This is a genomic window from Saccharothrix sp. BKS2, assembly GCF_047689505.1.
Taxonomy (GTDB): domain Bacteria; phylum Actinomycetota; class Actinomycetes; order Mycobacteriales; family Pseudonocardiaceae; genus Actinosynnema; species Actinosynnema lopnurensis.
On sequence record NZ_JAUQOL010000001.1, the window covers coordinates 376,902 to 399,859 of the forward strand.

Here is a 22,958-nt window from a genome sequence, read left to right on the forward strand (position 1 = left end):
CGCGCCGTCACACGGGGTGCGGCGTGCGACCGGCACGCCATCGCGCGAGCCCGGAGGGTGGACATGGGCGAGGTTCCGAAGACGGTGGTCGACTTCACCGGCGAGGCCGAGCGGTACCGGCACGAGCTGCGGGTGCACTGCTACCGGATGCTCGGCTCGTTCGACGAGGCCGAGGACCTGGTGCAGGAGACGCTGCTCAAGGCGTGGCGCGCCCGCGACACGTTCGAGGGGCGCTCGTCGTTCCGCGCCTGGCTCTACCGGATCGCGACCAACGCGTGCCTGGACGTGATCGGCCGCCGTCCCGCGCCCGCCGCGACCGGGGGGATGCCCGCCGCGGAGGTGCCGTGGCTCCAGCCGTTCCCGGACGAGCTGCTCGACCGCGCCGAGCCCGGCGCCGGGCCGGACGCCGAGGTGGTCGCGCGGGAGACGATCGAGCTGGCGTTCCTGGCCGCGGTGCAGCACCTGCCGGGCAGGCAGCGGGCGGTGCTGGTGCTGCGGGACGTGCTGGGGTGGCCGGCGGCGGACGCCGCGGCGCTCCTGGGCGACACGGTGCCGGCGGTGAACAGCGCGCTGCACCGGGCGAGGGTGACGCTGCGCCGGCACCTGCCGGAGCGCCGCGCGGACTGGTCGGGCGAGCCGAACGCGCGGGAGCGGGCCGTGGTGCGCGAGTTCGTGGAGGCCACCGAGAGCGGCGACATGCCCCGGCTGGCGGCCGCGCTGCGCGAGGACGCCACGTGGACGATGCCGCCGCAGCCCGAGTGGCACCGCGGCCGGGACGCGCTGATGGGGTTCTGGGCGCCGTTCATGGCGGGCCCGGAGGCGATCGGCGAGTGGCGGGTGCTGGAGACGCGGGCCAACCGGCAGCCCGCCGTGGCGAACTACGTGCGCCGGCCGGGCGGCGCGTGCTTCGAGGCGCTGGCGCTGGACGTGCTGCGGGTCGAGGGCGACGCGATCGCCGAGGTGATCACCTTCCCGGCGGACCGGTTCGCCCTGTTCGGCCTGCCGGCGACGCTGTGACGACCGGGGGGTTCGACGTCCGCGCCGTCACCGTCGCGGACGCGCGCCCCCTCGACCCCGCCGAGTGGCGCGGGGCGCTGGTCGTGGTGCTGGCGGGGGTGCTGGACGTGGACGGCGAGCTGTTCGCGGCCGGTTCGGTGCTGGCGCTGGCCGGGGTGCGGGCCCGGGTCCTGCGACCGCACGGCGGGCAGCCCGCCGTGCTGGTCGCGGTGACCCGGTCAGCGCGGCCGCAGCACGTCGCGGGCGAACGCGACGACCTCGGCGGGCGCGGTCTCCGGCGACCCGGCCCGGTAGGGCGGGCGGGGGTCGTACTCCAGGACGAGCTGGGTGAACTCGGCCCGGCGGTCGCCCCAGACCAGGCCGACCAGGGTGAGCGCCATGTCGATGCCGGCGGACACCCCGGCGGCGGTGATCACGGAGCGGTCGACGACGACCCGGTCGGTGCGGACCAGCGCGCCGAGGGCGGCGAGCTCGTCGCGGACCGCCCAGTGCGTGGTGGCGGGGCGGCCGGTGAGGATCCCGGCCCGCGCCAGCAGCGTTGAGCCCGTGCAGACCGAGGTGGTCCAGGTCGCGGTGGGGTGGGCGCGGCGCAGCCAGGCGGCGACCGCGCCGTCCTCCAGGGCCTCGGCCCACCGGCCGCTGCCGGGCACCACGAGCACGTCGGCGGTGGTCAGCTCGTCGAACGTGGCGGTCGGCACGAGGACCAGCCCCGCGTCGCACCGCACCGGGTCGGGCGAGGCCGCGACGAAGTGCGCGGTCACCTCCGGCTGGTTGGCCAGCACGTCGTAGGGGCCGACCAGGTCGAGCGCGGTCATGCCCGGGTAGAGCGCGAAAGCGATGTCCATCCTTCTCCCCCTCCTCACGCCGCACCGGTGGTGCGGAACCTCTGGCGGTAGCCGCCCGGCGTCACGCCGAGCACCCGCAGGAACGCCCGGCGCAGGGTCTCGGCCGAGCCGAAGCCGCAGCGCCTGGCCACCACGTCCAGCCCCTCGTCGCCGGACTCCAGCACGCCCGCCGCCGCCTCGACCCTGGCCCGCTCCACGTACCGGGCGGGCGGGACGCCGACCCGGCGCGGGAACACCCGGGCGAAGTGGCGGGGGCTCATCGCGGCGCGGCGGGCCATCTCCTCGACCGTCCAGCGGGCCGCCGGGTCGTCGGCGACCGCGTCGAGCACGGCGCGCAGGCCCGGCTCGCGCACCGGTGGCACGCGGGCGCGCACGCTGAACTGGGACTGGCCGCCGGGGCGCTGGAGGAACACCACCATCCAGCGGGCCACCAGGCGGGCCAGCGCCGCGTCGTGGTCGTGCTCCACCAGGGCCAGCGCGAGGTCGATGCCCGCGGTGACGCCGGCGGAGGTGGCGGTGGCGCCGTCGCGCACGTGGATCGCGTCGGGCACCACCTCGACCGCCGGGTGCTCGGCGGCGAGCCGGTCGCAGTAGGCCCAGTGCGTGGTGGCGCGGCGGCCGTCGAGCAGCCCGGCCGCGGCGAGCACGAACGCGCCCGTGCAGACGCCGGCGACCCGCCGGGCCCGCGACGCCAGGCGCCGCACGTGGTGCAGCAGCTCGGCGTCGCGGGCGGCGGTGGTGAAGCCGAAGCCGCCGACGACCAGGACGGTGTCCACCCCTCCGGACACCGTCCGCAGGTCCTCTGCCTCCAGGCGCAGGCCGCCGTGCACCGCGAACCCGCCGCCCGGGGCGGCCAGCCGCACCCGGTAGCCGCCGCGGGCGGCGGGTGCGCGGGCGGGGTCGGCCGCGCGGGCCGCGTGCGCCTGGTTCGCCCCGGTGAACACGTCCACCGGGCCGGCGATGTCGGTCATCGTCGCCCCCTCGTAGCCGACGATCAGCACCTCGCGCTCCACGACACCCACCCTCCTGCGGTCGCGGGTCGGCGGCAACGACGCGCGACCCTCGGTTCCCGCCACGCACGCTACGGTCGACCCCGTGCTGAGGATCGAGATCGACGGCGCGCCCGCCACCCCGGAGCTGCTCGTGCCCGGCCTGCTGGCGAACTACGGGCACTTCACCGCCATGCAGGTCCGCGCCGGCCGGGTCAAGGGCCTGGAGCTGCACCTGCGGCGGCTCGACGAGGGCAACCGCGAGCTGTACGGCGAGGGCCTGGCCGGCGACCGGGTGCGGGAGCTGGTCGTGAGGGCGTTGGGCGAGGTGCGCGACGCGGCGGTGCGCGTGGTCGTGTTCGGGGTGGAGGAGCCGTCGGTGCTGGTGTCGGTGCGCCCGCCGGCGGGGCCGCCGGAGGGGCCCCGGCGGCTGCTGCCGGTGGACTACGCGCGGACGCTGCCGCACGTGAAGCACCTCGGCGGGTTCGGCCGGCTGCACCACCGGCGGCGCGTGCGGGAGGCCGGGTTCGACGACGCGCTGCTGGTGTCCCGGGACGGCGCGGTGGTGGAGGGCTCGACCGCCAACATCGGTTTCCTCGACGCCGACGGCGGTGTGGTGTGGCCGGAGGCGGACTGGCTGCACGGCACCGCGATGCGGTTGCTGGAGCGCGAGCTGCCGTCCCGGCGCGAGGTGGTGCCGGTGGACGGGGTAGGCCGCTACCGCGCGGCGTTCCTGGCCAACTCGCTCGGCGTGGTGCCGGTGTCCCGCGTGGGCGACGTGGAGTTCGTTGTGGACGAGGCCGATGTGGAGGGCAGCGGCGTGGGCGGCAGCGGCGTTGCCCGCGTCCGGGCGGCCTACGACGCCGTCCCGGGCGACGCCCTGAGCTGAGCCCCTCGCCGGGTCAGACCGCCGGCGGGCGGTCCTCGTACGGGGTGGACAGCACCACGGTGGTGCGGGTCGAGACGTGGGCGGCCTCGCGGATCTGCCGCAGCACCTCCTCCAGGCCCGTGGGCGAGGCGACCCGCACGCGCAGCACGTAGGAGGCGTCGCCGGCGACCGAGTAGCACGCCTCGATCTGCGGCAGGTGCTCCAGCCGCCTCGGGTAGTCGTCCGGGGCGGCCGGGTCGATCGGGGTCAGGGAGATGAACGCGGTCAGCGGCAGGCCGATCTCGTCGCCGTCCAGGCGCGCCGCGTAGCCCCGCACCACGCCGCGCTGCTCCAGCCGCCGCACCCGCTGGTGCACGGCCGACACGCTCAGCCCGACCCGCTCGGCGAGGTCGGTGAAGCTGCACCGGCCGTCCGCGGCCAGCTCGCGCAGGATCGCCCGGTCCGTGGGCTCCAGGTTCGTCACGTCGGCAGCACCACCAGCTCGTGCGGTCGGTTGTTGACGCTCTCGACGCCGTCGGCGGTGACGATCACGATGTCCTCGATGCGCGCGCCCCAGCGGCCGGGCAGGTAGACGCCGGGCTCGACGCTGAACGCCATGCCGGGCTCCAGCGGCAGGTCGTTGCCGCCGACGATGTAGGGGTCCTCGTGGACGTCCAGGCCGATGCCGTGGCCGGTGCGGTGGACGAAGTGCTCGCCGAACCCGGCGGCGGCGATGACCTCGCGCGCGGCGGCGTCGACGGCCTCGCACGTGACACCGGGCCGCACCGCCTCGACCGCGGCGCGCTGCGCGGCCTGGAGCACGGCGTAGGTCTGCGGGACGTCGGCCTCGGCGGGCTCGCCCAGCACGTAGGTGCGGGTGCAGTCGGAGTTGTAGCCCGCCGCGACCGGGCCGCCGATGTCGACGACCACCACGTCACCGGCCCGGACCACCCGGTCGGAGACGTCGTGGTGGGGCGAGGCGCCGTTCGGCCCGGAGCCGACGATGACGAACTCGGCGGCGGTGTGGCCCTCGGCCACGATGGCGGCGGCGATGTCGGCGCCCACCTCGCGCTCGGTGCGGCCGGGGCGCAGCCACTCGGCCATGCGGGCGTGGACGCGGTCGATCGCCGCGCCCGCCTCGCGCAGCGCCAGCACCTCGGCGGCGTCCTTGCGCATCCGCAGCTCGCGCAGCACCGGCCCGGCCAGCACCTGCTCGCCGCCGATGACGTCGCGGAGGCGGAGGTTGTGCAGCGCGGGCATCATGTCGGACACGGCGTGGCGGGTGCCCTTGAGCGCCCGGTGGACCAGGGCGTACGGGTCCTCGCCGTCCACCCAGGTGGCGACGTCGACCCCGAGCGCCCCGGTCGGGACGTCGGCGTAGCCGGGGTGCTCCAGCTTCGGCACGACCAGCAGCGGGGTGCCGCCGACGGGCAGCACGAGGCACGTCAACCGCTCGAACGACGAACCGCCCGCGCCGATGAGGTAGCGCAGGTCCGAGCCGGGTGCGATGAGCAGCGCGTCCAGGCCCGCGGTGGAGGCCGCGGCGGTGGCCCGGTCGAGTCGTGCGCGGAGCGCGTCCACGTCGACGGGCCCAACAGTGGTCGACATGTTCGGCAGCCTAGTGGTGGTGGGGCCGTTGCACGTCATCCTGCGGGGTGCGTTGCCTCGTGGGAGGGTCTTCGGCGTTGGGCGGGTGGCGGGGTGGGGCTGTCGGGCCCGGGGCTACACGATCGGGTGATCATGGCCCGAAAATGTACGGAAACACCGTTACCGAGCATCGGTTGATTGATGAAGGAAGCCACCGAAACCCGCCCCGTCCTCCCGCCCACCGACGCCGGACCCACTCCTACCCCGCCCACCTACTCCCTCCCTCCCTCCCCTCCTCCCTCCCCTCCTCCCCTTCCCCTCCCTTCCGGACGCTGGGGCCGACGAGTTGTCCACAGGCGCTCGGTGGGGCCTCTCGGCTGTCGGTGATCTCTGGCAAGCTTTCCCCGTGAGCACCCCGCTGGTCCTGATGGACGCCGCCAGCCTGTACTTCCGGTCGTTCTACGCGCTGCCGGAGTCGATGACCGCTCCGGACGGCACCCCGGTGAACGCGGTGCGCGGCTTCGTCGACACCGTCGCCAAGGTCATCACCGACCGCAAGGCGAGCCGACTGGTGGCGTGCCTGGACGCGGACTGGCGACCGGAGTTCCGGGTCACCGCCCTGCCGTCGTACAAGGCGCACCGGGTGGTGGAGGGCGCGACCGACGGCGAGGAAGAGGTGCCGGACGCCCTCACCCCGCAGGTGCCGATCATCCTCGACGTGCTCGACGCGGTGGGCATCGCGACCGCCGAGGCAGCGGGCTACGAAGCCGACGACGTCATCGGCACCCTGACCGCGCGCGAGAAGACCGACCCGGTCGAGGTGATCACCGGCGACCGCGACCTGTTCCAGGTCGTCCGCGACAAGCCGACCCCGGCGCGCGTGCTCTACCTGGGCCGCGGCTGGGCCAAGGCTGAACTGATCGGCCCGGAGGAGCTGGCCGCCAAGTACGCGCTGCCCGCCGCCGACGCCGGCGCCGCCTACGCGGGGATGGCCGTGCTGCGCGGCGACCCGTCCGACGGCCTGCCGGGCGTGGCCGGCATCGGCGAGAAGACGGCCGCGAAGCTGATCACCGAGTTCGGCTCGCTCCAGGCCGTGCTGGACGCCGTGCACGACGGGCGTGACCGCAAACTCACCACCAAGGCCCGCAACGCCCTGCTGGCCGCGCAGGACTACCTCGCGGTCGCCCCGACGGTGGTCAACGTCGCCACCGACGCCGATGTCGTGCTCGACCGGTCGGACGAGGTCCCGGCCGCGCCGATCGACCCCGACCGCGTGGCCGAGCTGACCAAGCGGTGGGGCCTGGGCAGCTCCGTGCCGCGACTGGTGAGCGCGCTCGAACGCCGCTGACCTCGCGACCGCAGGACGAGGGAGGACCGAGCACCCGGGGTTGCGGGCCCTGAGTTCAGGAGGCGGGCTTCGGGCCCTGCCTGCGGGGCCTGGTGCCCGCGGGGCCTGGCGCTGCCCGCGCTCGGGATCAGAAGCTCAGGATCAGAAACTCGGGATCAGAAGTAGGTGCCGCACCACGGGGTCTCGGACACGGCGAACAGCGCGTCCGCCCTGACCGGTGCGTCCGGCGCCACCACGTCCAACCGGCGCGTCGCCGCCAGGGTGGAGAACGACACGTCACCCAGGTACGTCGACGCCAGGGTGTCCACGTCCAGCACCACCTCGGGCGCGTCCGACACCCGGCTCACCCCGTCGGCCGACACGCGGTAGGTGCCGGTGTTGTCGGGCAGGTAGGTGTCGCGCACGCCGATCAGCACGGGCGCCCCGTCGTGGTACGTGCGCGCGCCCAGCGCGGCCGGCACGTCGACCAGCCGGAGCCAGGTCTCGTCCTCCTCGCCGAACGCCTTGCAGGCCCGGCGGTCGCCCAGCAGCCATTCCACGGGCTCGTCCACCGGCCGGCCGAAGGCGACCACCTCGGCCACCAGGTCGACCCCCAGCGCGAACAGCCACAGGTCGGCCCACGCCTCCGGGGTGCGGGCCCACAGGTCGACCACTTCGAGGATGGTCGGCTTCTTCTCCGACACGTCGTGCGCGCCGGGTTTGACCTTGTAGAGCAGGAAACCGTCGTCCTGGCCGGCCGACGACCTCACGGCGATCCGCGGGTTGTCCTCGGGCGTCGGCCGGTGGAGGTTCATGGACCACCACGCCGGCCAGCGGCCGATCGTGCCCACCCGGCGCGGCGCCACCTCCTCGTACAGCGACCGCGCGATCCGCTCCCCCGCCTCCAGGTCGACCAACCGCACCCGACCGGCGATCCGCGTGCGCGGCACGGCTCGCGACCGGTCCACGCGCACGGTGCGGTAGCGCGAGGCCACTCCGTAACCGAACCGGCCGTAGATCAACGATTCCGTCGCCCGCAACGTCGCCACCACGTCACCCGACTCGACGAACGACCGCAGTTGCGCCCGCTGCAACGCGCTCAGCACCCCGCGACGCGTCCAGTCCGACCGCACGCCGACCCTCGACACGGCCGCGTGCGGCACCACGGCACCACCCGGCACGGCCATCCGCGACGGGAACGCCTGCACCGTGCCGATCAGCTCGTCCTCGGCGAACGCGCCCAGCGCGCGTCCGGGTTCGTAGGACTCCCGGATGAACTTCCACGCGTCGTCGTTGGTGGGCGGGTGGTGCAGGGTGCTCCGGAACAGCGTGTGCGCGGCGCGGTACTGCGAGTCGTCGAGAACGCGGATGTCGTGGTCGGTCACCACCGCATCCTGCCCCGAGGTCGCAAGCAAGGCTAACCAGTTTTCATCACAGGGAGGAGGGAGGAGGGAGGAGGAGGGGGAAGGGGGGAAAGAGGAGGGGCGGAGCGGGAGGCGGCGGGCGGAGAGGGGCGGCGGGCGGAGAGAGGGGAGGAAAGAGGCGGGAGCCCGGGGATGGGAAGGCCGAGGAAGGCAGAACGCGAAAGAGCCACCCCCTCGCGAACGAAGGGGTGGCTCTCCAAAGCTCCTCGGTCAGGCCCGGCTTCGGCGGCTCAGCCAGCCGGCTGGCCCACCTCGTACTCGCCGTCCTCGGTCTTGACCGTGATCTTGACCGTCTTGTCCTCGCCGTCGATCTTGGCGGTGCACTCGAAGGTCGTGTTCGGCTTGACCTCCTGGTCCGCCGGGCAGGTCGCGCTCTCCACGTCGGAGATCTTGTAGACGTCCGTCAGGATCGTCACGACCCCCTTCTGGACTTCCGCGCTGTCGAACACCTTCTTCTTGAAGAACCCCGGCGCGACGAAACCGGTGATGCCCACGGCCGCGACCACCAGCACCACCAGGGCGACCACGACCCACAGCACCGCGCTGGACTTCTTCTTCTGCGGCGGCTGCTGGCCGTACTGCCCCTGCTGCCCGTACTGCTGGTACTGGCCGTACTGCTGGCCCGGTCCGGGCTGCCCGTACTGGCCCTGCTGCGGCTGCCCGTACGGGTTGGACTGCGGGTTCTGCTCGTACCCGCCCGGGTACTGCTGCTGCGGGTAAGGCTGCTGCTGACCCCACTGCTGTTGCTGCTGCGACGGGTCCTGCTGGCCCCACTGCTGCTGTTGCTGCTGCTGCGACGGATCCGGCTGCCCGTAGGGATTGGGCTGCTGAGCGGGGAAACCACCCGACGGCGTGCCGGGGTACCCACCACCGTAGGGCTGTTGGCCCCACTGCTGCTGCGGGTCGTTCCCCCCGGACGGTCCGTACGGACTGGTCATGCTCGGCCTCCGACGGTCGTGACGGAAAAAATCCAGGGCTTGCGGGCGCGATCAAACCACAGGTGCGAAGGGGTTACCCACCCACCCCGCAAAGCTTTGTCAAACGGTGGCCATCGCCACCACCCCGCGACGCAGCGCCTCCACCGCCTTGCGGGCGGTCGCGCCGACGGGATCACCCCCGCCGACGACGTCCCGGATCTGGTCCAGGAAGTCGATCACCTGCCGGCACCAGCGCACGAAATCGCCCGCGCCCAACTCGTTGCCGTTCTCCTCCGCCGACGACAGCACCCTCTCCAGCGACTCGCCCCGCGCCCACCGGTACACCGGCCACGCGAACCCCGGGTCCGGCTGCCGCGTCCGGTCCAACCGGTGCCGCCGCTCGTCGTCCTCCAGCTCGACCCACAGCCGCGCCGTCGCCGTCATCGCGTCCGACACCCGGCCCGGCGGCAGCCGCGTCTCCACCGGCCCGTCCCGCCGCGCCTCGTACACCAGCGCCGACACCACCGCCGCCAGCTCCGCGGGCTCCAGCCCCCGCCACACCCCGTGCCGCAGGCACTCCGCCGCCAACAGGTCCGACTCGCTGTAGATCCTGGTCAACCGCTTGCCGTGCTCGGTGACCTCCTCGCCCGGACCGCCCTCCTCCACGTGCAGGTAACCCCGCTCCCGCAGCAGGCCCCGGATCCGGTCGAACTCCCGCGCCAACGAGTGCGTCGTCGCCGAGACCTTCCGCTCCAACTGCTCGGTCTCCGCCAGCAACCGGTGGTACCGCTCCCCCCACCGCGCGTGGTCCTCGCGCTTCTCGCACCCGTGGCACGGGTGCGCCCGCAACGCCCGCCGCAACGTCGCCAACTCCGCGTCGTCGTCCGCGGTCGACCGCCGCCGCCGCGCCACCGGCGCCACGATCCCCGTGCCGCGCAACGTCGACGCCAGGTCGCGCCGCGACCGCGGCGACCGCGTGTCCACCTGCCGCGGCAGCTTCATCCGACCCAGCACCTCCACCGGCACCGGGAAATCCGCCGACGACAACCGACCCGCCCACCGGTCCTCGGTCACCACCAGCGGCCGTGCCTCGCCCAGCGGCTCCAGGCCCGGGTCGATCACCACCGCCAGCCCCGACCGCCGACCCGACGGCACCGCGATCACGTCGCCCTTGCGCAGCCGCTCCAGCGACGCCGCCGCCTCCGCCCGCTTGGCCGAGCTGTTCTGCCGGACCAGCGCCTTCTCCCGGTCCGCGACCCGCCGCCGCAGCGACGCGTACTCCGCGAAGTCACCCAGGTGGCAGCTCATCGCCTCCGCGTACCCGACCAGCGCCTCCCGGTTGCGCTCGATGCGCCGCGACGAGCCCACCACCGACCGGTCCGCCTGGAACTGCGCGAACGACTGCTCCAGGATCTCCCGCGCCGCCGACGCGCCCAACTGGTGCACCAGGTTGACCGCCATGTTGTAACCCGGCCGGAACGACGACCGCAGCGGGTAGGTGCGCGTCGACGCCAGACCGCCCACCGCCTTCGGGTCCACCCCCGGCTGCCACACCACCACCGCGTGGCCCTCGACGTCGATGCCGCGCCGCCCGGCGCGCCCGGTCAACTGCGTGTACTCCCCCGGCGTCAGGTCGACGTGCGCCTCGCCGTTGTACTTGACCAGCTTCTCCAGCACCACCGTCCGCGCCGGCATGTTGATGCCCAGCGCGAGCGTCTCCGTCGCGAACACCACCTTCACCAGCCCGCGGACGAACAGCTCCTCCACGGTCTCCTTGAACGCCGGCAGCAACCCCGCGTGGTGGCTCGCGATGCCCCGCTCCAGCGCCTCCCGCCACTCCCAGTAGCCGAGCACCATCAGGTCACCCTGCGGCAGGTCCTTCGTCTTCTCCTCGATGACCCCGCGGATCTCCTCAACCTCGTCGTGGGAGTTGAGCCGCAGACCCGCGCGCACGCACTGCTGCACCGCCGCGTCACAACCCGCCCGGCTGAACACGAAGTCGATCGCCGGCAGCAGCCCCGCCCCGTCCAGCCGCTGCACCACGTCCACCCGCGACGGCGGCTTGAACCCGGTCGACCGCGGCGCCGCCCGCCCCCGGTCCTTGTTGCCCCGACCCCGGCTCCACGGCAGGTGGTAGCGCGACAGGTCCTCGGTCTGGCGCAGCAGCTGCGGGTTGATCCGGTTGTGCCCGTCCGGGCCCTCGCCCGCGAACAGGTCCAGCATCCGGTTGCCCGCCAGCATGTGCTGCCACAGCGGCACCGGCCGGTGCTCGTCCACCACCACGGTGGTGTCACCCCGCACCTCCACCAGCCACTCGCCGAACTCCTCGGCGTTGCTGACCGTCGCCGACAGGCCCACCAGCCGCACCGACTCCGGCAGGTGCAGGATCACCTCCTCCCACACCGGGCCGCGGAACCGGTCCGCCAGGTAGTGGATCTCGTCCATCACCACGTAGGCCAGGCCGTTGAGGGTCGAGGACCCCGAGTAGAGCATGTTGCGCAGCACCTCGGTGGTCATCACCACCACCGGGGCGTCGCCGTTGACGGAGGTGTCGCCGGTGAGCAGGCCCACCCGGTGGGCGCCGTAGCGGTCCACCAGGTCGGCGTACTTCTGGTTCGACAGCGCCTTGATGGGCGTCGTGTAGAAGCACTTGCGGCCCTCGGACAGGGCCATGTGCACGGCGAACTCACCGACCACGGTCTTGCCCGCGCCGGTGGGCGCGCAGACCAGCACGCCGTGCCCGTCCTCCAGCGCCTCGCACGCGCGCCGCTGGAACGGGTCGAGCTCGAAGGAGATCACCGAGAGGAAGTCGGTCAGCTTGGGCCGGGCGGAGCGGCGGCGGTGGTCCGCGTACTGGTCGGCCGGTGACCGGGAGGAGCTTGACACCTGTCCAGGCTGTCACACGGGACCGACAAAATCCCTCCAGATCCGCGTGACGTCGGAGAACGTCGGTCGACCACCCCGGGAACACGCCGGAGCACGCGGGAACGCCGGGTGGTTCCGCGCGCCGTTCGAGACATTGAATTCGGGCAACACTGAAGCAATGGAGAGCACTGGCGGAGAACTTGCGGCACACTCGGGGGCGTGGCGCCGATTCCGCTGCGGGACGGCGACCTCCGGTGGGTCTTCCCCCACCTCGCCGAGGTCGAGCCGGTCCTGGACGTGCTGAACACCGCGACCGCCCTGGTCGAGCGGCTGGCGGCCCACCTCGGCCACCCCCGCGACGACCCCGACGACCCCGGCGGCGGCCTGGTGTTCGACCACCTGCCCGGCGCGCCCTACGCGGGCCTGACCGGGACCGTCCGGACCGAGGAGCTGGTCTTCGAGCTGCGCCTGTCGGTGCCGTGCGACGCCCGAGGCCGGGCGGTCCGGCCGCCACCGTGGCTGGTGGACGGGGAGATCTCGATCCGCTGCGACGCGATCAGCGACTGCGGCCGGCACGAGCTGGAGACCCTGGAGTCGGAGTGCGGCACGCCGACCGAGGCCGCCGGGGGCGTGCTGGCCGTCGCCGGGTGGCTGCTCAGCCGCGGCACCACCGTGCCGCCGACCGGCTGGCGGGAGCGCGACGTGCTCAGCAGGCACCGCTAGGGCGCCGGGCCACCCTCAGCGAGGGGCACCGACCGCCGTCAGGGCGCCCGGCACGCACTCCACCTCCAGCGACGCCTCCCCCAGCGGCGCCTCGCGCAGCCGCTCCCCGTCCGCGTAGGCCACCCAGGGCGGCCCGGACAGCCGCACCGACCGGGCCCGGAACGTGCGCACCGCCGGGTGGTCGACGTGCCGCCCGGTGCGCAGCGTGGGCAGCATCCGCAGCAGGGTCCGCCGGGGTGCCGCGGTCACCACGGTCAGGTCCAGCAGCCCGTCGGCGGGTGAGGCGTCCGGGCACACCGGGATGCCGCCGCCGTAGCTGGTGGTGTTGCCGACCGCGACCAGCAGCGCGTCCAGCTCCACCACCCGGTCCTCGGTCTCCACCACCAGCGGCCGGGCGCGCAGCGCGGCCAGCTCGGCGAGGATCGCCAGGTCGTAGCGCCGCGGGCCGGAGGGCCAGCGCATCGCGTTGGCCCGCTCGTTGACCGCCGAGTCGAAGCCCGCGCACAGCACCGTCGCGAACCACGGACCGCCGGCCACCCGGCCCAGGTCCAGCGGGCGGCGCGCGCCGGCGCGCAGCGCGGCCACCACGTCGTCCGCGGACGCCGCGCCCAGGGCGGTGGCCAGGTCGTTCCCGGTGCCGGCGGGCACCACGGCCAGCGCCGTGGACGTGCCCGCGCACGCCTGCACGCCCAGGTGGGCGGCGCCGTCACCGCCGAGCACGACCAGCACGTCCACCCCGTCCGCGACCGCCTCGCGGGCCAGCCGGGCGGTGCCGTCGGCCGAGTCCGCCACGCGCAGGTCGAGGTGGTCGACCACCTCCCGCAGCGCGGCCGCCACCGAGCCCGCCACGCGCGCGGCCCTGCCCTTGCCCGAGGCGGGGCACACCAGCAGGGCCGCCCGCGTCGACGTCGTCGTCATGGCCGGGAAGCCTACGGAAAACCGCGCCCGGAACTACCCCGATCAGGTGGCGTCGTCGTAGCGCACCCGCTGCGGTTCCGGCGCGGGCACCGGCTCGGGCGCGGGTACCGGCTCGGGTTCCTCGATCGGGGAGGGCGTGTAGTCGAACGGGGCCGCCTCGTCGTCGGGCACGTCGTCCCAGCCCAGCTCACCGCGCTTGCGCGCGGCCCGCCGGTCGTGGATCCGGGAGATCTGGATGGCCAGCTCGAACAGCAGCGTCAGCGCCACCGCCAGCGCCACCATCGAGATCGGGTCGGTGCCCGGGGTGGCGACCGCGGCGAAGATGAACAGGCCGAAGATGATGCCGCGCCGCCACTTGCTCAGCTTCTCGTAGGGCAGCACGCCGATCTGGTTGAGCATCACCACGACCAGCGGCAGCTCGAAGCTCACGCCGAAGATCAGCAGCAGCGCCAGCAGGAAGCTGACGTAGTCGCCCGCGGTCAGGGCGGTGATGAACTGGCCGTCACCGAAGCCGACCAGCACCACCAGGCCCTGCGGCACGACGAAGAACGCGAGCGTGGCGCCCGCGACGAACAGCACCGAGGCGATCGACACGAAGGTCAGCGCGAAGCGCCGCTCCTTGGCGTACAGGCCCGGCGAGATGAACCGCCACACCTGGTACAGCCACAGCGGGGCGGTCAGCGCCATGCCGACGCCGGTGCCGACCTTCAGCCGGATCATGAAGACCTCGAACGGCTGGGTCTGCAACAGCTGGCAGCCCTGGCCGACCTGGGTCAGCCGCTGGTCCTCGGGGATGGCGCAGTAGGGGGTGGTGATGATCTCCCCGAGGCTCGTCACCGGACCGGCGATGTCCCAGCCCCACCAGATGAAGCCGAAGACCGCGCCGCCCGAGATGAACAGCAGGGACCAGCCCAGCCTGCGCCGCAGCTCGTACAGGTGGTCTTTCAGCGACATCGTGCCGTCGGGGTTGCCCCGACGGCTCGTCAGCTTGCGGCGGTCCCGGCGCTGGGACCACCACCGGACCGGACTTGCCCCCACCGCGCGGACCGTCCTTCGGCTCTAGTTGGTGCTCTGCCTGTTCTGGATGTTCTGCGGGCCCTGCTCGATCGGGGGCGCCACCTGGGGCTGCTGCACCGGCTGCGCGACGGGCGGCTGGGCCACCGGCTGCGCGACGACGGGCTGCGCGACGGGCGGCTGGGCCACGACGGGCTGCGCGACGGGCGGCTGGGCGACCTGCGGCTGGGCCGGCGGCAACTGCTGGACCGGCTGCTGCGCGGGCGCCTGGGCCGCCTGCTCATCCTCGCTGCGCATCCCCTTGGTCTCCGCCTTGAGGATCTTCGCCGAACGGCCGAGCGAGCGGGCCATGTCGGGCAGCTTCTTCCAACCGAACAGCAGGATGATCACCAACGCGATGATGATCAGCTCGGTAGGTCCGAGGTTGGGCACGGTTGTCCTCCTGTCTCCCCCGGTCCACCGATGGTACGCGGGGCTCGCCCTGGCGGGCTCGATCCGGACGCCGTTCGGCGAGGGCCACCCCGAGCGCGGCGAACCGCGCCCGCAGCAGGCCCGCGCCGTCGCCGACCCTGTCACCCACCAGGGTGCTTGCCGCGCGGAAGCGGCGCAACGACCCGACGACCCGGGCCGCCACCGCGACGAGCACGACGAGACCGAGGGCGATCAGGAGCAGGGTCGACAGGTACGGCACTACCCCACCGTATCGGGCCTAGGTTGCCGGGAGGTGATCCGCCCGGCGCAACGCCGCCTCGGCCTGCCGGGTGACCGCCGCCACCAGGTCGGGGGGTCCCTCCACGTGCACCTCGCCGCCCAGGCCGAGCAGCAGCCGCACCATCCAGGCGGTGTCGGCGTACCGCATGAGCACCCGGGCGCGGCCGTCGCCCAGCTCGACCAGGCCGTCCGTCGGGTAGTACTCCGACACCCAGCGGGCGTCCGGTTCGAGCACCAGGGCGGCCGTGCGTTGCGACGGGTCGGGCTGGAACAGCCCCTCCGAGGTGTCGGTGGGCGTGGCGTGCGGCGGCGGCGCGGCGGGCTCGTCGAGCACCTCGACCGCGTCGATCCGGTCGAGGCGGAACAGCCGCACGCCGTCGGCCGCGCGGCACCACGCCTCCAGGTAGCCGCGCCCCTCGACCAGCAGGATCCGCATCGGGTCCACGACCCGCTCGCTGATCTCGTCGCGCGAGGGGGTGTAGTACCGCAGGTGCAGGGCGCGCTTGCGCAGCAGGCCGTCCGACACCGCGTCGCGCACGCGGGCGGTCTCCGGCGCCTCCCGGACGGCCAGGCCCACGGCCACGCCGGCGGGCCGCGCCTGACCCACCGCGGCCTCGATCTTGGCGGCGGCCCGCTGCACGGCGTCCTGGTCGGCCACGCCCGGCGTGTCGGCCAGCGCCCGCAGCGCCACCAGCAGCGACGTCGCCTCGGCGGCGGTCAGCCGCAGCGGGCGGCTCATGCCCGCGTCGAAGGTCACGGTGACCGTGTCGCCCTCGAAGGACAGGTCGATCAGGTCGCCGGGGCCGTAGCCGGGCAGGCCGCACATCCACAGCAGCTCCAGGTCCTTGCGGACCTGCTTGGGCGTGACCTCGAAGTCCTCGGCGACCTCGTCGATCGGGACGCCGGGCCGGGCCAGCAGGTAGGGCACCAGGGCGAGCAGCCGGGGCAGCCGGTCGGTGGAGGCGGTCACGCGCGCACCCCCGCCCCGCGCAGCGCGCCCAGCAGCTTCTCCCGCACGGTCTTGGCCAGCACGTCCGGCTCCAGGACCACCACGTCCGCGCCGAAGCCGGCGACCCAGGTGGCGGCCGAGTCCGGGTAGCGCAGCCGCACCTCCAGCAGGTCGCCGGGCTCGCCGTCGAACTCCTGCTCGCCGACCAGCCGGGCCCGGCGGCGCAGGCCCTGGCCGCGGCCCTTGGCCACCCACAGCCTGGCCGTGGTCGCGGTCTGGTCGGGGGCGGGCTGGTTGCGGGCGACGAACGACAGCAGGTCGACCTGGTCGGGCGGGCGCACCGCGCCGGGCTTGCCGACCGGGAGGACGTCGCCGACGATCCGGGACAGCCGGAAGCAGCGGGGCGCGTCCCGGTCGCGGTCCTGGCCGACGACGTACCACCGGCCGCGCCAGGCGACCACGCCCCACGGTTCCACGGTGCGCCGCTGGGCGCCGACCGAGGAGGTCTTGCGGTAGTCGAACTCGACCACGCGCCCCTCCCGCACCGCGGCCAGCAGCGGCGGGAACGCGGGCTCGCTGGTGCGGACCTTCGGCTCGACCGGCACGGGCACGTCCTGGTCGACGTCGACGCCCGCGGCCCGGAGCTTGATCAGCGCGCCGTGGGCGGCGCCGGTGAACTGGGGCGAGTCCCACAGGCGGGCGGCCAGCGCCACGGCGGCCGCCTCGTCGGGTTCCAGGTCGATGTCGCCCAGCTCGTAGTCGCGGCGGGCGATGCGGTACCCGTCGACGGTGTCGAAGGCCGTGCTGCGGCCCGTCTCCAGGGGCACGCCGAGGTCGCGCAGCTCGGTCTTGTCGCGTTCGAACATGCGGAAGAACGCCTCGTCCGTCGCGGCGTCGGCGTAGCCGGGGACGATGGCGCGGATGCGCTCGGCGGTCAGGTACTGCCGGGTCGACAGCAGGCAGAGCACCAGGTTGACGAGCCGTTCGGCACGGGCGATGGCCACCGGAGAACCCTAACCCCGATCGCCGGCCGGGTGACGGCGCACCCGCCGGCCGGCCCGGGTGAAGGGACCATTCACCCGGGCCGGCCGGACGCTCAACGCTCCACCAGCACGTCCTCGGGCAGGCCGGGCACGTCCGACTCCACCCAGATGGGCCGCCGGTCGGGCAGCTCGTGGAACCGGCGCAGGCCCGCCAGTCCCGCCAGCCAGCCGGCCCAGGCGCCGTAGGGCGGCCGGCCCTCGACGAACCCGCTCTGCACGAACGTCAGCCGGGTGCGCCCGCCGGACTCCGCCAGCTCCCAGCCGGCGACCAGCCCGTCCCACTCGATGCCCATGCGCCGGCCCGGCTCGTAGCCGACCACCCGGCCGGGGTCGGGATCGGCGTCGAAGCCGCCCATGGCGAACCGGCCGCCGTCCCAGGGCTCGATGTCGACCTTCGCGCCGAACCACCGCGAGTACTGGTCGGGGTCCACCAGCGAGCGCCCGACGGCCTCGGCGGGGGCGTCGACGACCACGTCCACGCGCATCTCGTGCGTGGTGTAGTCGATCCTCGCGGTGATCGGGCGGCCCTCGACGTGGTCGACGAGGTTGGCCAGCGAGATCGTCCAGAAGGTGTAGAGCCAGGCCAGGACGCCGGTCTCGGCGACCGCCTCCGCCCAACCGGGGAAGTGGCTCTGCGACACCGACACCAGGGTGCCGCCGTCCTCGGCGGCCCACCGCAGCTCGACCGAGGTCTCCTCGCCGCCGACGGTCCAGCGGAACCCCAGCGACGAGTCGTCGACGTGCTCCAGGACCTGGCGCGGTTCGTCGCCCTCGGGGGTGTGGCGGCCCCAGAACCGCCACCGGTCGGGCAGGTCCACCTCCGCGTGCTCGGTCAGCCAGGCGCGCAGCTCGGCGGCGTCGGTCAGCGCCCGGCGGACGCGCTCGGGCGCGGCGGCGGTGCGGACGCGGAGGACCACGGTCTCGCTCATCGGTCTTCCCCCTCTTGGTCGGGGTGGTTCGGGTAGCAGGCCACGGCCAGGCGGAAGGCGTCGCCCTCCGCGCCGCCGTAGCGGCTGAACAGGTCCTGGAGCGTGGTCTTGAGCTCGTCGAAGAACAGCTGCCGCTGCTCGGGCCGCACCCGGATCTCGCCGGACACCCCCAGCGAGGGCAGCTCGGGCCGGGTGCGGTCCAGGGCGGCGATGTCGGCCTGGACGCGTTCGGCCAGGTCGAGCAGGTGGCCCAGGCTCAGCTCGTCGCGCGCGCGGCGCGGCCCGAGGCGGCCGACCAGCTCCGGCGACAGCCAGTAGGAGCGGGCCGCCGCCTGGTAGACGCCCTCGGTGATGCCGCGCACCCGCCGCTGGTCGACCTGGGCCGCCAGACCGGCCTCCACCAGGCGTTTCACGTGGTAGTAAACCCGCTGCGGGGTCTGGTCGAGCACGGTCGCCACCTCGGTGCACGAGCGCGGCTCGGCCAGCTGCCGCAGCACGTCGACGCGCTGCGGCTTGAGCAGGGCCTCGGCCTGCTCAAGCCGCTCCAGGTACAGGACGTCTCTCATCGCAAAAATTATGTTGTACGTAAAAATCTGTTTTGTCAATTGGGCCGGAAGAAGCCCCGGACCGGGTGGTCCGGGGCTCGTGGCCCGGGGTCCCAGGACCGGGAGTTCCGGCCTAACGCCAGGTCAGCACACCGACGCGGCCCTTCGCACCGGCCGCCCAGCAGGAGCCCGACCGGGGGTGGCCCGTGCAGTCGACGGTGTCGAAGCTGCCCGCGTCGAACCGGTGCCAGTGCCGGCCGCCGTCCGGGCTGACGTCGCTGCCCGTCGGCCCGACCGCGAGCACCGCCGGACCCCACCAGGCCGCGCCCGAGCGGTAGCCGGCGGGCGGGGCGCCCGGCGCGGTCCACGTGCGGCCGGCGTCCGCGGTCAGCGCCACGTTGGTCCCCGCGCCGTCGGGCTCCAGGTAGTCGCCGCCGACCGCCAGGCCGTGCCGGGGCGTGCGGAAGGCCACCGCGAACACCCCGGCCGACCCGGAGCTGACCAGCGGCGTGTCGCTCACCGACCAGTGCCGGCCGCCGTCGCCGGAGTGCAGCACGCGGGCCCGCTCGCCGCCGCCCGTGGCGATCCACGCGTCCCGCGCCCCGGCGGTGGCCACGCACTGCCCGCTCGCCGAGAAGCCGTACTCACCGGGCAGCGCGGGCGGCAGCCGGTCCTCGGGCACCGGGTGCCACGACCGGCCGCCGTCGCGCGTGGCCAGCACCCGGAACCGCCCGGCCACCGGGTCGCCCACGGCCAGGCCGCGGGAGCGGTCGAAGAACGCCACGCAGTTGTAGAAGGCGTCCGGCTCGGTGTTGCGGAAGGTCAGCGCCCAGGTCCGGCCGCCGTCGGTGGTCCGGTACAGGCGGGAGCTGTCCCCCGGCCCGATCGACAGGACCACGGCGGTGCGCGCGTCGAACGCCTCGACGTCGCGGAAGTCCAGGTCGGCGGTGCCGGGCGGGGCGACCGACGCCCAGGTCCGGCCGCCGTCGGCGGTGCGCAGCACGGTGCCCCGGCTGCCGCTGACCCAGGCCACGCGCGGGCTCACCGCGGACAGGCCGCGCAGCTGCGCGTCGGTCCCGGTGGGCCGGAGCTGCCAGGTCAGGGCCTGCCCGGTGGGTTCCTGCCCGGTGAGTTCCCGCGCGGTGGGTTCCCGCCCGGTGGGTTCCTGCCCGGTGAGTTCCTGCCCGGTGGGTTCCCGCGCGGTGGGTTCCCGCGCGGTCACGTCCTGCGCCGGGAATTCCCGCGCGGCGGGGTCCTGCGCCACCGCGGCGGGCGTCAGGACCGCGGTGACCACGAGCGCGGCCACGGCGGGGAGAAGGCTCTTCATGAGGTGTCAGCCTCGCGAAGGGCCCTCCCCGCCGACACCGCTAGAGGGACGAGATCAACCGCTCCACGCGCTCGTCCACGGCCCGGAACGGGTCCTTGCACAGCACGGTGCGCTGCGCCTGGTCGTTCAGCTTCAGGTGCACCCAGTCCACGGTGAAGTCGCGGCCCGCGGCCTGCGCGGCGGCGATGAAGTCGCCGCGCAGCTTGGCCCGCGTGGTCTGCGGCGGGGTGTCCTTGGCGGCCTCGATGTCGCCGTCGTCGGTCACCCGGTCCACCTGCCCCTTGCGCTGGAGCAGGTCGAAGATGCCCCGGCCGCGCCGGATGTCGTGGTAGGCGAGGTCCAGCTGGGCGATGCGCGCGTTGGACAGGTCCATGTCGTGCTTGGCCTGGTACCGCTCCATCAGCCGGTGCTTGATGGCCCAGTCGATCTCGCGGTCGATCTTGGACAGGTCCTGCGCCTCGACCGCGTCCAGCGTGCGGCCCCACAGCTCCAGCACCCGCTCGGCCATCGGGTCCGGCGCCCGCTTGGCCACGTGCTCCACGGCCCGCTCGAAGTACTCGCGCTGGATGTCCAGCGCCGACGCCTCCTTGCCGCCCGCCAGGCGGACGGTGCGGCGGCCGGTGAGGTCGTGGCTGATTTCGCGGATCGCCCGGATCGAGTTGTCCAGGCTGAAGTCGCGGAACTGGACGCCCTGCTCGATCATCTCCAGGACCAGGTTCGTGCTGCCCACCTTGAGCAGCGTGGTCATCTCGGACATGTTCGAGTCGCCCACGATGACGTGCAGCCGGCGGTAGCGCTCGGCGTCGGCGTGCGGCTCGTCGCGGGTGTTGATGATGGGCCTGGACCGGGTGGTGGCGCTGGACACGCCCTCCCAGATGTGCTCGGCCCGCTGCGACAGGCAGTAGACCGCGCCGCGCGGCGTCTGGAGCACCTTGCCCGCGCCGCAGATGAGCTGCCTGGTCACCAGGAACGGCAGCAGGACGTCGGCGATGCGGGAGAACTCCCCCGCCCGCGCGACCAGGTAGTTCTCGTGGCAGCCGTAGGAGTTGCCCGCGGAGTCGGTGTTGTTCTTGAAGAGGAAGATGTCTCCCCCGATGCCCTCGTCGGCGAGCCTGCGCTCGGCGTCGACGAGCAGGTCTTCGAGGATCCGCTCACCCGCCTTGTCGTGCGTCACGAGCTGCGCGAGGTCGTCGCACTCCGCCGTGGCGTACTCCGGGTGCGACCCCACGTCCAGGTAGAGCCGAGAGCCGTTCCGCAGGAAGACGTTCGACGAACGCCCCCACGAGACCACCCGGCGGAACAGATACCGCGCGACCTCATCCGGGGACAGCCTGCGCTGCCCGTGGAAGGTGCAGGTCACCCCGAACTCAGTCTCAATGCCGAAGATCCGCCGCTGCATCCTTCAACAGTAGGCGCATCCGACGCTTTCCTCAGTGATCCAATCGGGCGGCACGCCAATTCCTGGATAACGTTCTCGTGTGCTCCGACGGGTGAACGGGCTGGACTTGGCCCTGATGAGGCGGTCCGCGGCCCTGCGCGGGACCGCGGCGGACCGCGGGTTCAAGCGGTTGTCGAAAGCGGCGAACCACAGCTTGTTGTGGCTCGTCATCGCGGGTGTGCTGGCCTCGCGCAGGGGGGTGGGCAGACGCGCGGCGCTGCGCGGGGCGGCCGCCGTCGGCGGGGCCAGCTTCAGCGCGAGCCTGGTCGCCAAGCGGCTGTTCCCGCGCCGCAGGCCCGCCGCGGACCTGCTGCACGAGACGCGCAGGCTGACCAAGAGGCCCACGTCCTCCTCGTTCCCCTCGGGGCACGCGGCGTCGGCGGCGGCGTTCACCACGGCGCTGGCCATGGAGTCGCCCGCCCTGGGCGCGGCGGTGGCGCCGGTCGCGGCGGCGGTGGCGTACTCGCGGGTCCACACGGGCGTGCACTGGCCCTCCGACGTGGCCGCGGGCACCGCGATCGGGATCGCCGCGGGCCTGGCCACGCGGCGCTGGTGGCCCCGGCACCGGGCGGACGCGGCGTCGGCGCGCGAGCACACCGCGCTGGAACCGCTGGTCGACGGCGAGGGGCTGGTGGTCGTGGTCAACCCCGGCGCCGGGCTCGGCGGGGTCGACCAGACCGGGGCGATCGTGCGCGAGTGGCCGAAGGCGGTCGTGGTGGACATCGGCGACCTGGACCGGGTGGTGGCCGAGCACGCGCCGCGCGCGCTGGGCGTGGCGGGCGGCGACGGCTCGGTGGCCGCGGTCGCGGCGGTGGCCGTGGCCCACCGGCTGCCCCTGGTGCTGATCCCGGCCGGGACGCTCAACCACTTCGCGCGGGACGTGGGCGTGACGGGCCTGGCCGACAGCGCGCGGGCGGTCGCGGACGGCGACGGCGCGCTGGTCGACCTGGCGGCGGTCTCGGTGGACGGCGCGGGGCCCCGGTGGTTCGTCAACACCGCGAGCCTGGGCGGCTACCCCGACCTGGTCCGGCTGCGCGAGCGGCTGCGGGGCCGGTGGGGCAAGTGGCCGGCGGCGGCGATCGCGCTGTTCCGGGTGCTGCGCACGTCTCGGCCGCTGCGCGTGGAGCTGAACGGCGAGCGGCTGCTGATCTGGGTGCTGTTCGTCGGCAACGGCCCGTACCGGCCGAAGGGCTTCGCGCCGACCACGCGCCCGGCGCTGGACGCGGGCCTGCTCGACGTCCGCTGCATCCGCGCCGACCGGCGGCTGTCCCGGACGCGGTTCTTCGTCGGGGCGCTGCTGGGCTCGCTGCACCGCAGCCGCACCTACCGGCACGTCGAGACGCGGTGGCTGGACGTGCGGGTGCTCGACGGGGAGGTCGCGATCGCCACCGACGGCGAGGTGGGCCCGTCCGGGTCGCGGTTCGCGTTCCGGTCGCGGCCGGCCTCCCTCGGCATCTACCGCCCGCCCGACCAGGGTTGACGGAGTCGACGTTCCTGTTGAGGGAGTCGACGACGACGGTCG

At 74.0% G+C, this 22,958-nt stretch carries 22 protein-coding genes; 5 read left to right on the top strand and 17 right to left on the bottom strand.

Annotation, left to right across the window (positions count from 1 at the left end; all coding sequences use genetic code 11):
• Positions 1–63 precede the first annotated feature (63 nt).
• Positions 64–1,017 (top strand): RNA polymerase subunit sigma-70, encoded by a 954-nt coding sequence (locus tag Q5530_RS01165; protein WP_415360076.1) that lies wholly within the window; start codon positions 64–66, stop codon positions 1,015–1,017.
• A gap of 218 nt (positions 1,018–1,235) precedes the next feature.
• Here Q5530_RS01165 and Q5530_RS01170 read toward each other — a convergent pair whose 3' ends face one another.
• On the bottom strand, positions 1,236–1,862 hold the full coding sequence (locus Q5530_RS01170; protein WP_415360078.1) for a DJ-1/PfpI family protein: 627 nt from the start codon (positions 1,860–1,862) through the stop codon (positions 1,236–1,238).
• A gap of 14 nt (positions 1,863–1,876) precedes the next feature.
• Entirely contained in the window at positions 1,877–2,833 is a 957-nt protein-coding gene (locus Q5530_RS01175; RefSeq protein ID WP_415360444.1) for a GlxA family transcriptional regulator, read from the bottom strand.
• A gap of 124 nt (positions 2,834–2,957) precedes the next feature.
• Here Q5530_RS01175 and Q5530_RS01180 point away from each other — a divergent pair, with 124 nt between their 5' ends.
• On the top strand, positions 2,958–3,740 hold the full coding sequence (locus Q5530_RS01180; RefSeq protein ID WP_415360079.1) for an aminotransferase class IV: 783 nt from the start codon (positions 2,958–2,960) through the stop codon (positions 3,738–3,740).
• 13 nt (positions 3,741–3,753) lie between these two features.
• Here the strand turns inward: Q5530_RS01180 and Q5530_RS01185 are convergent, their stop codons facing one another.
• Both Q5530_RS01185 and Q5530_RS01190 read right to left on the bottom strand, forming a co-directional pair.
• On the bottom strand, positions 3,754–4,203 hold the full coding sequence (locus Q5530_RS01185; protein ID WP_380633816.1) for an Lrp/AsnC family transcriptional regulator: 450 nt from the start codon (positions 4,201–4,203) through the stop codon (positions 3,754–3,756).
• Positions 4,200–5,327: a M24 family metallopeptidase gene (locus Q5530_RS01190; protein ID WP_415360081.1), complete on the bottom strand. Its 1,128-nt coding sequence runs from the start codon at positions 5,325–5,327 to the stop codon at positions 4,200–4,202. The genes Q5530_RS01185 and Q5530_RS01190 overlap by 4 nt, the downstream gene beginning before the upstream one ends.
• A gap of 385 nt (positions 5,328–5,712) precedes the next feature.
• Here Q5530_RS01190 and Q5530_RS01195 point away from each other — a divergent pair, with 385 nt between their 5' ends.
• Positions 5,713–6,654 carry a 5'-3' exonuclease gene (locus Q5530_RS01195; RefSeq protein ID WP_415360083.1) on the top strand — a complete coding sequence of 314 codons (942 nt, stop codon included), beginning with the start codon at positions 5,713–5,715 and terminating at the stop codon, positions 6,652–6,654.
• A gap of 155 nt (positions 6,655–6,809) precedes the next feature.
• Here the strand turns inward: Q5530_RS01195 and Q5530_RS01200 are convergent, their stop codons facing one another.
• The 3 genes from Q5530_RS01200 to Q5530_RS01210 all read right to left on the bottom strand — a co-directional run bounded on the left by Q5530_RS01200 (position 6,810) and on the right by Q5530_RS01210 (position 11,860).
• Complete coding sequence (locus tag Q5530_RS01200; protein ID WP_415360084.1) at positions 6,810–8,018, bottom strand: GNAT family N-acetyltransferase; 1,209 nt, start codon at positions 8,016–8,018, stop codon at positions 6,810–6,812.
• Between the two features lie 269 nt (positions 8,019–8,287).
• Positions 8,288–8,995, bottom strand: a complete 708-nt coding sequence (locus tag Q5530_RS01205; protein ID WP_415360085.1) for a DUF4333 domain-containing protein — start codon at positions 8,993–8,995, stop codon at positions 8,288–8,290.
• A 99-nt stretch (positions 8,996–9,094) separates the two neighbouring features.
• Positions 9,095–11,860, bottom strand: coding sequence for a DEAD/DEAH box helicase (locus tag Q5530_RS01210; protein WP_415360087.1), 2,766 nt, complete (start codon positions 11,858–11,860; stop codon positions 9,095–9,097).
• 198 nt (positions 11,861–12,058) lie between these two features.
• Between Q5530_RS01210 and Q5530_RS01215 the strand changes: the two genes are divergently transcribed.
• Positions 12,059–12,562, top strand: a complete 504-nt coding sequence (locus Q5530_RS01215) for a hypothetical protein (RefSeq protein WP_415360089.1) — start codon at positions 12,059–12,061, stop codon at positions 12,560–12,562.
• Positions 12,563–12,577: 15 nt separating this feature from the next.
• Here Q5530_RS01215 and Q5530_RS01220 read toward each other — a convergent pair whose 3' ends face one another.
• From Q5530_RS01220 to pafA, 10 genes are all read right to left on the bottom strand, one after another.
• Positions 12,578–13,480 carry a diacylglycerol/lipid kinase family protein gene (locus tag Q5530_RS01220; RefSeq protein ID WP_415360090.1) on the bottom strand — a complete coding sequence of 301 codons (903 nt, stop codon included), beginning with the start codon at positions 13,478–13,480 and terminating at the stop codon, positions 12,578–12,580.
• A 42-nt stretch (positions 13,481–13,522) separates the two neighbouring features.
• Complete coding sequence (gene tatC, locus Q5530_RS01225) at positions 13,523–14,434, bottom strand: twin-arginine translocase subunit TatC (RefSeq protein ID WP_380633834.1); 912 nt, start codon at positions 14,432–14,434, stop codon at positions 13,523–13,525.
• 105 nt (positions 14,435–14,539) lie between these two features.
• Positions 14,540–14,884, bottom strand: a complete 345-nt coding sequence (locus tag Q5530_RS01230; protein ID WP_415360092.1) for a twin-arginine translocase TatA/TatE family subunit — start codon at positions 14,882–14,884, stop codon at positions 14,540–14,542.
• Positions 14,775–15,185: a bacteriophage holin gene (locus Q5530_RS01235; RefSeq protein ID WP_415360093.1), complete on the bottom strand. Its 411-nt coding sequence runs from the start codon at positions 15,183–15,185 to the stop codon at positions 14,775–14,777. Before Q5530_RS01235 ends, Q5530_RS01230 begins: the two co-directional genes overlap by 110 nt.
• A gap of 18 nt (positions 15,186–15,203) precedes the next feature.
• Positions 15,204–16,175 (bottom strand): helix-turn-helix transcriptional regulator, encoded by a 972-nt coding sequence (locus tag Q5530_RS01240; protein WP_380633799.1) that lies wholly within the window; start codon positions 16,173–16,175, stop codon positions 15,204–15,206.
• Positions 16,172–17,158, bottom strand: coding sequence for a helix-turn-helix transcriptional regulator (locus Q5530_RS01245; protein WP_415360096.1), 987 nt, complete (start codon positions 17,156–17,158; stop codon positions 16,172–16,174). Before Q5530_RS01245 ends, Q5530_RS01240 begins: the two co-directional genes overlap by 4 nt.
• 92 nt (positions 17,159–17,250) lie before the next feature.
• The gene (locus tag Q5530_RS01250; protein ID WP_415360098.1) at positions 17,251–18,126 is read right to left on the bottom strand and encodes an SRPBCC domain-containing protein; all 876 of its coding nucleotides are present in this window, start codon (positions 18,124–18,126) and stop codon (positions 17,251–17,253) included.
• Positions 18,123–18,692, bottom strand: a complete 570-nt coding sequence (locus tag Q5530_RS01255; protein ID WP_415360099.1) for a helix-turn-helix domain-containing protein — start codon at positions 18,690–18,692, stop codon at positions 18,123–18,125. Before Q5530_RS01255 ends, Q5530_RS01250 begins: the two co-directional genes overlap by 4 nt.
• Before the next feature lie 112 nt (positions 18,693–18,804).
• Positions 18,805–19,998, bottom strand: coding sequence for a WD40/YVTN/BNR-like repeat-containing protein (locus Q5530_RS01260; protein ID WP_415360101.1), 1,194 nt, complete (start codon positions 19,996–19,998; stop codon positions 18,805–18,807).
• Positions 19,999–20,038: 40 nt separating this feature from the next.
• Entirely contained in the window at positions 20,039–21,397 is a 1,359-nt protein-coding gene (gene pafA / locus Q5530_RS01265; RefSeq protein WP_415360102.1) for a Pup--protein ligase, read from the bottom strand.
• A 79-nt stretch (positions 21,398–21,476) separates the two neighbouring features.
• Between pafA and Q5530_RS01270 the strand changes: the two genes are divergently transcribed.
• Positions 21,477–22,916: a bifunctional phosphatase PAP2/diacylglycerol kinase family protein gene (locus tag Q5530_RS01270; protein ID WP_415360104.1), complete on the top strand. Its 1,440-nt coding sequence runs from the start codon at positions 21,477–21,479 to the stop codon at positions 22,914–22,916.
• Positions 22,917–22,958 lie beyond the last annotated feature (42 nt).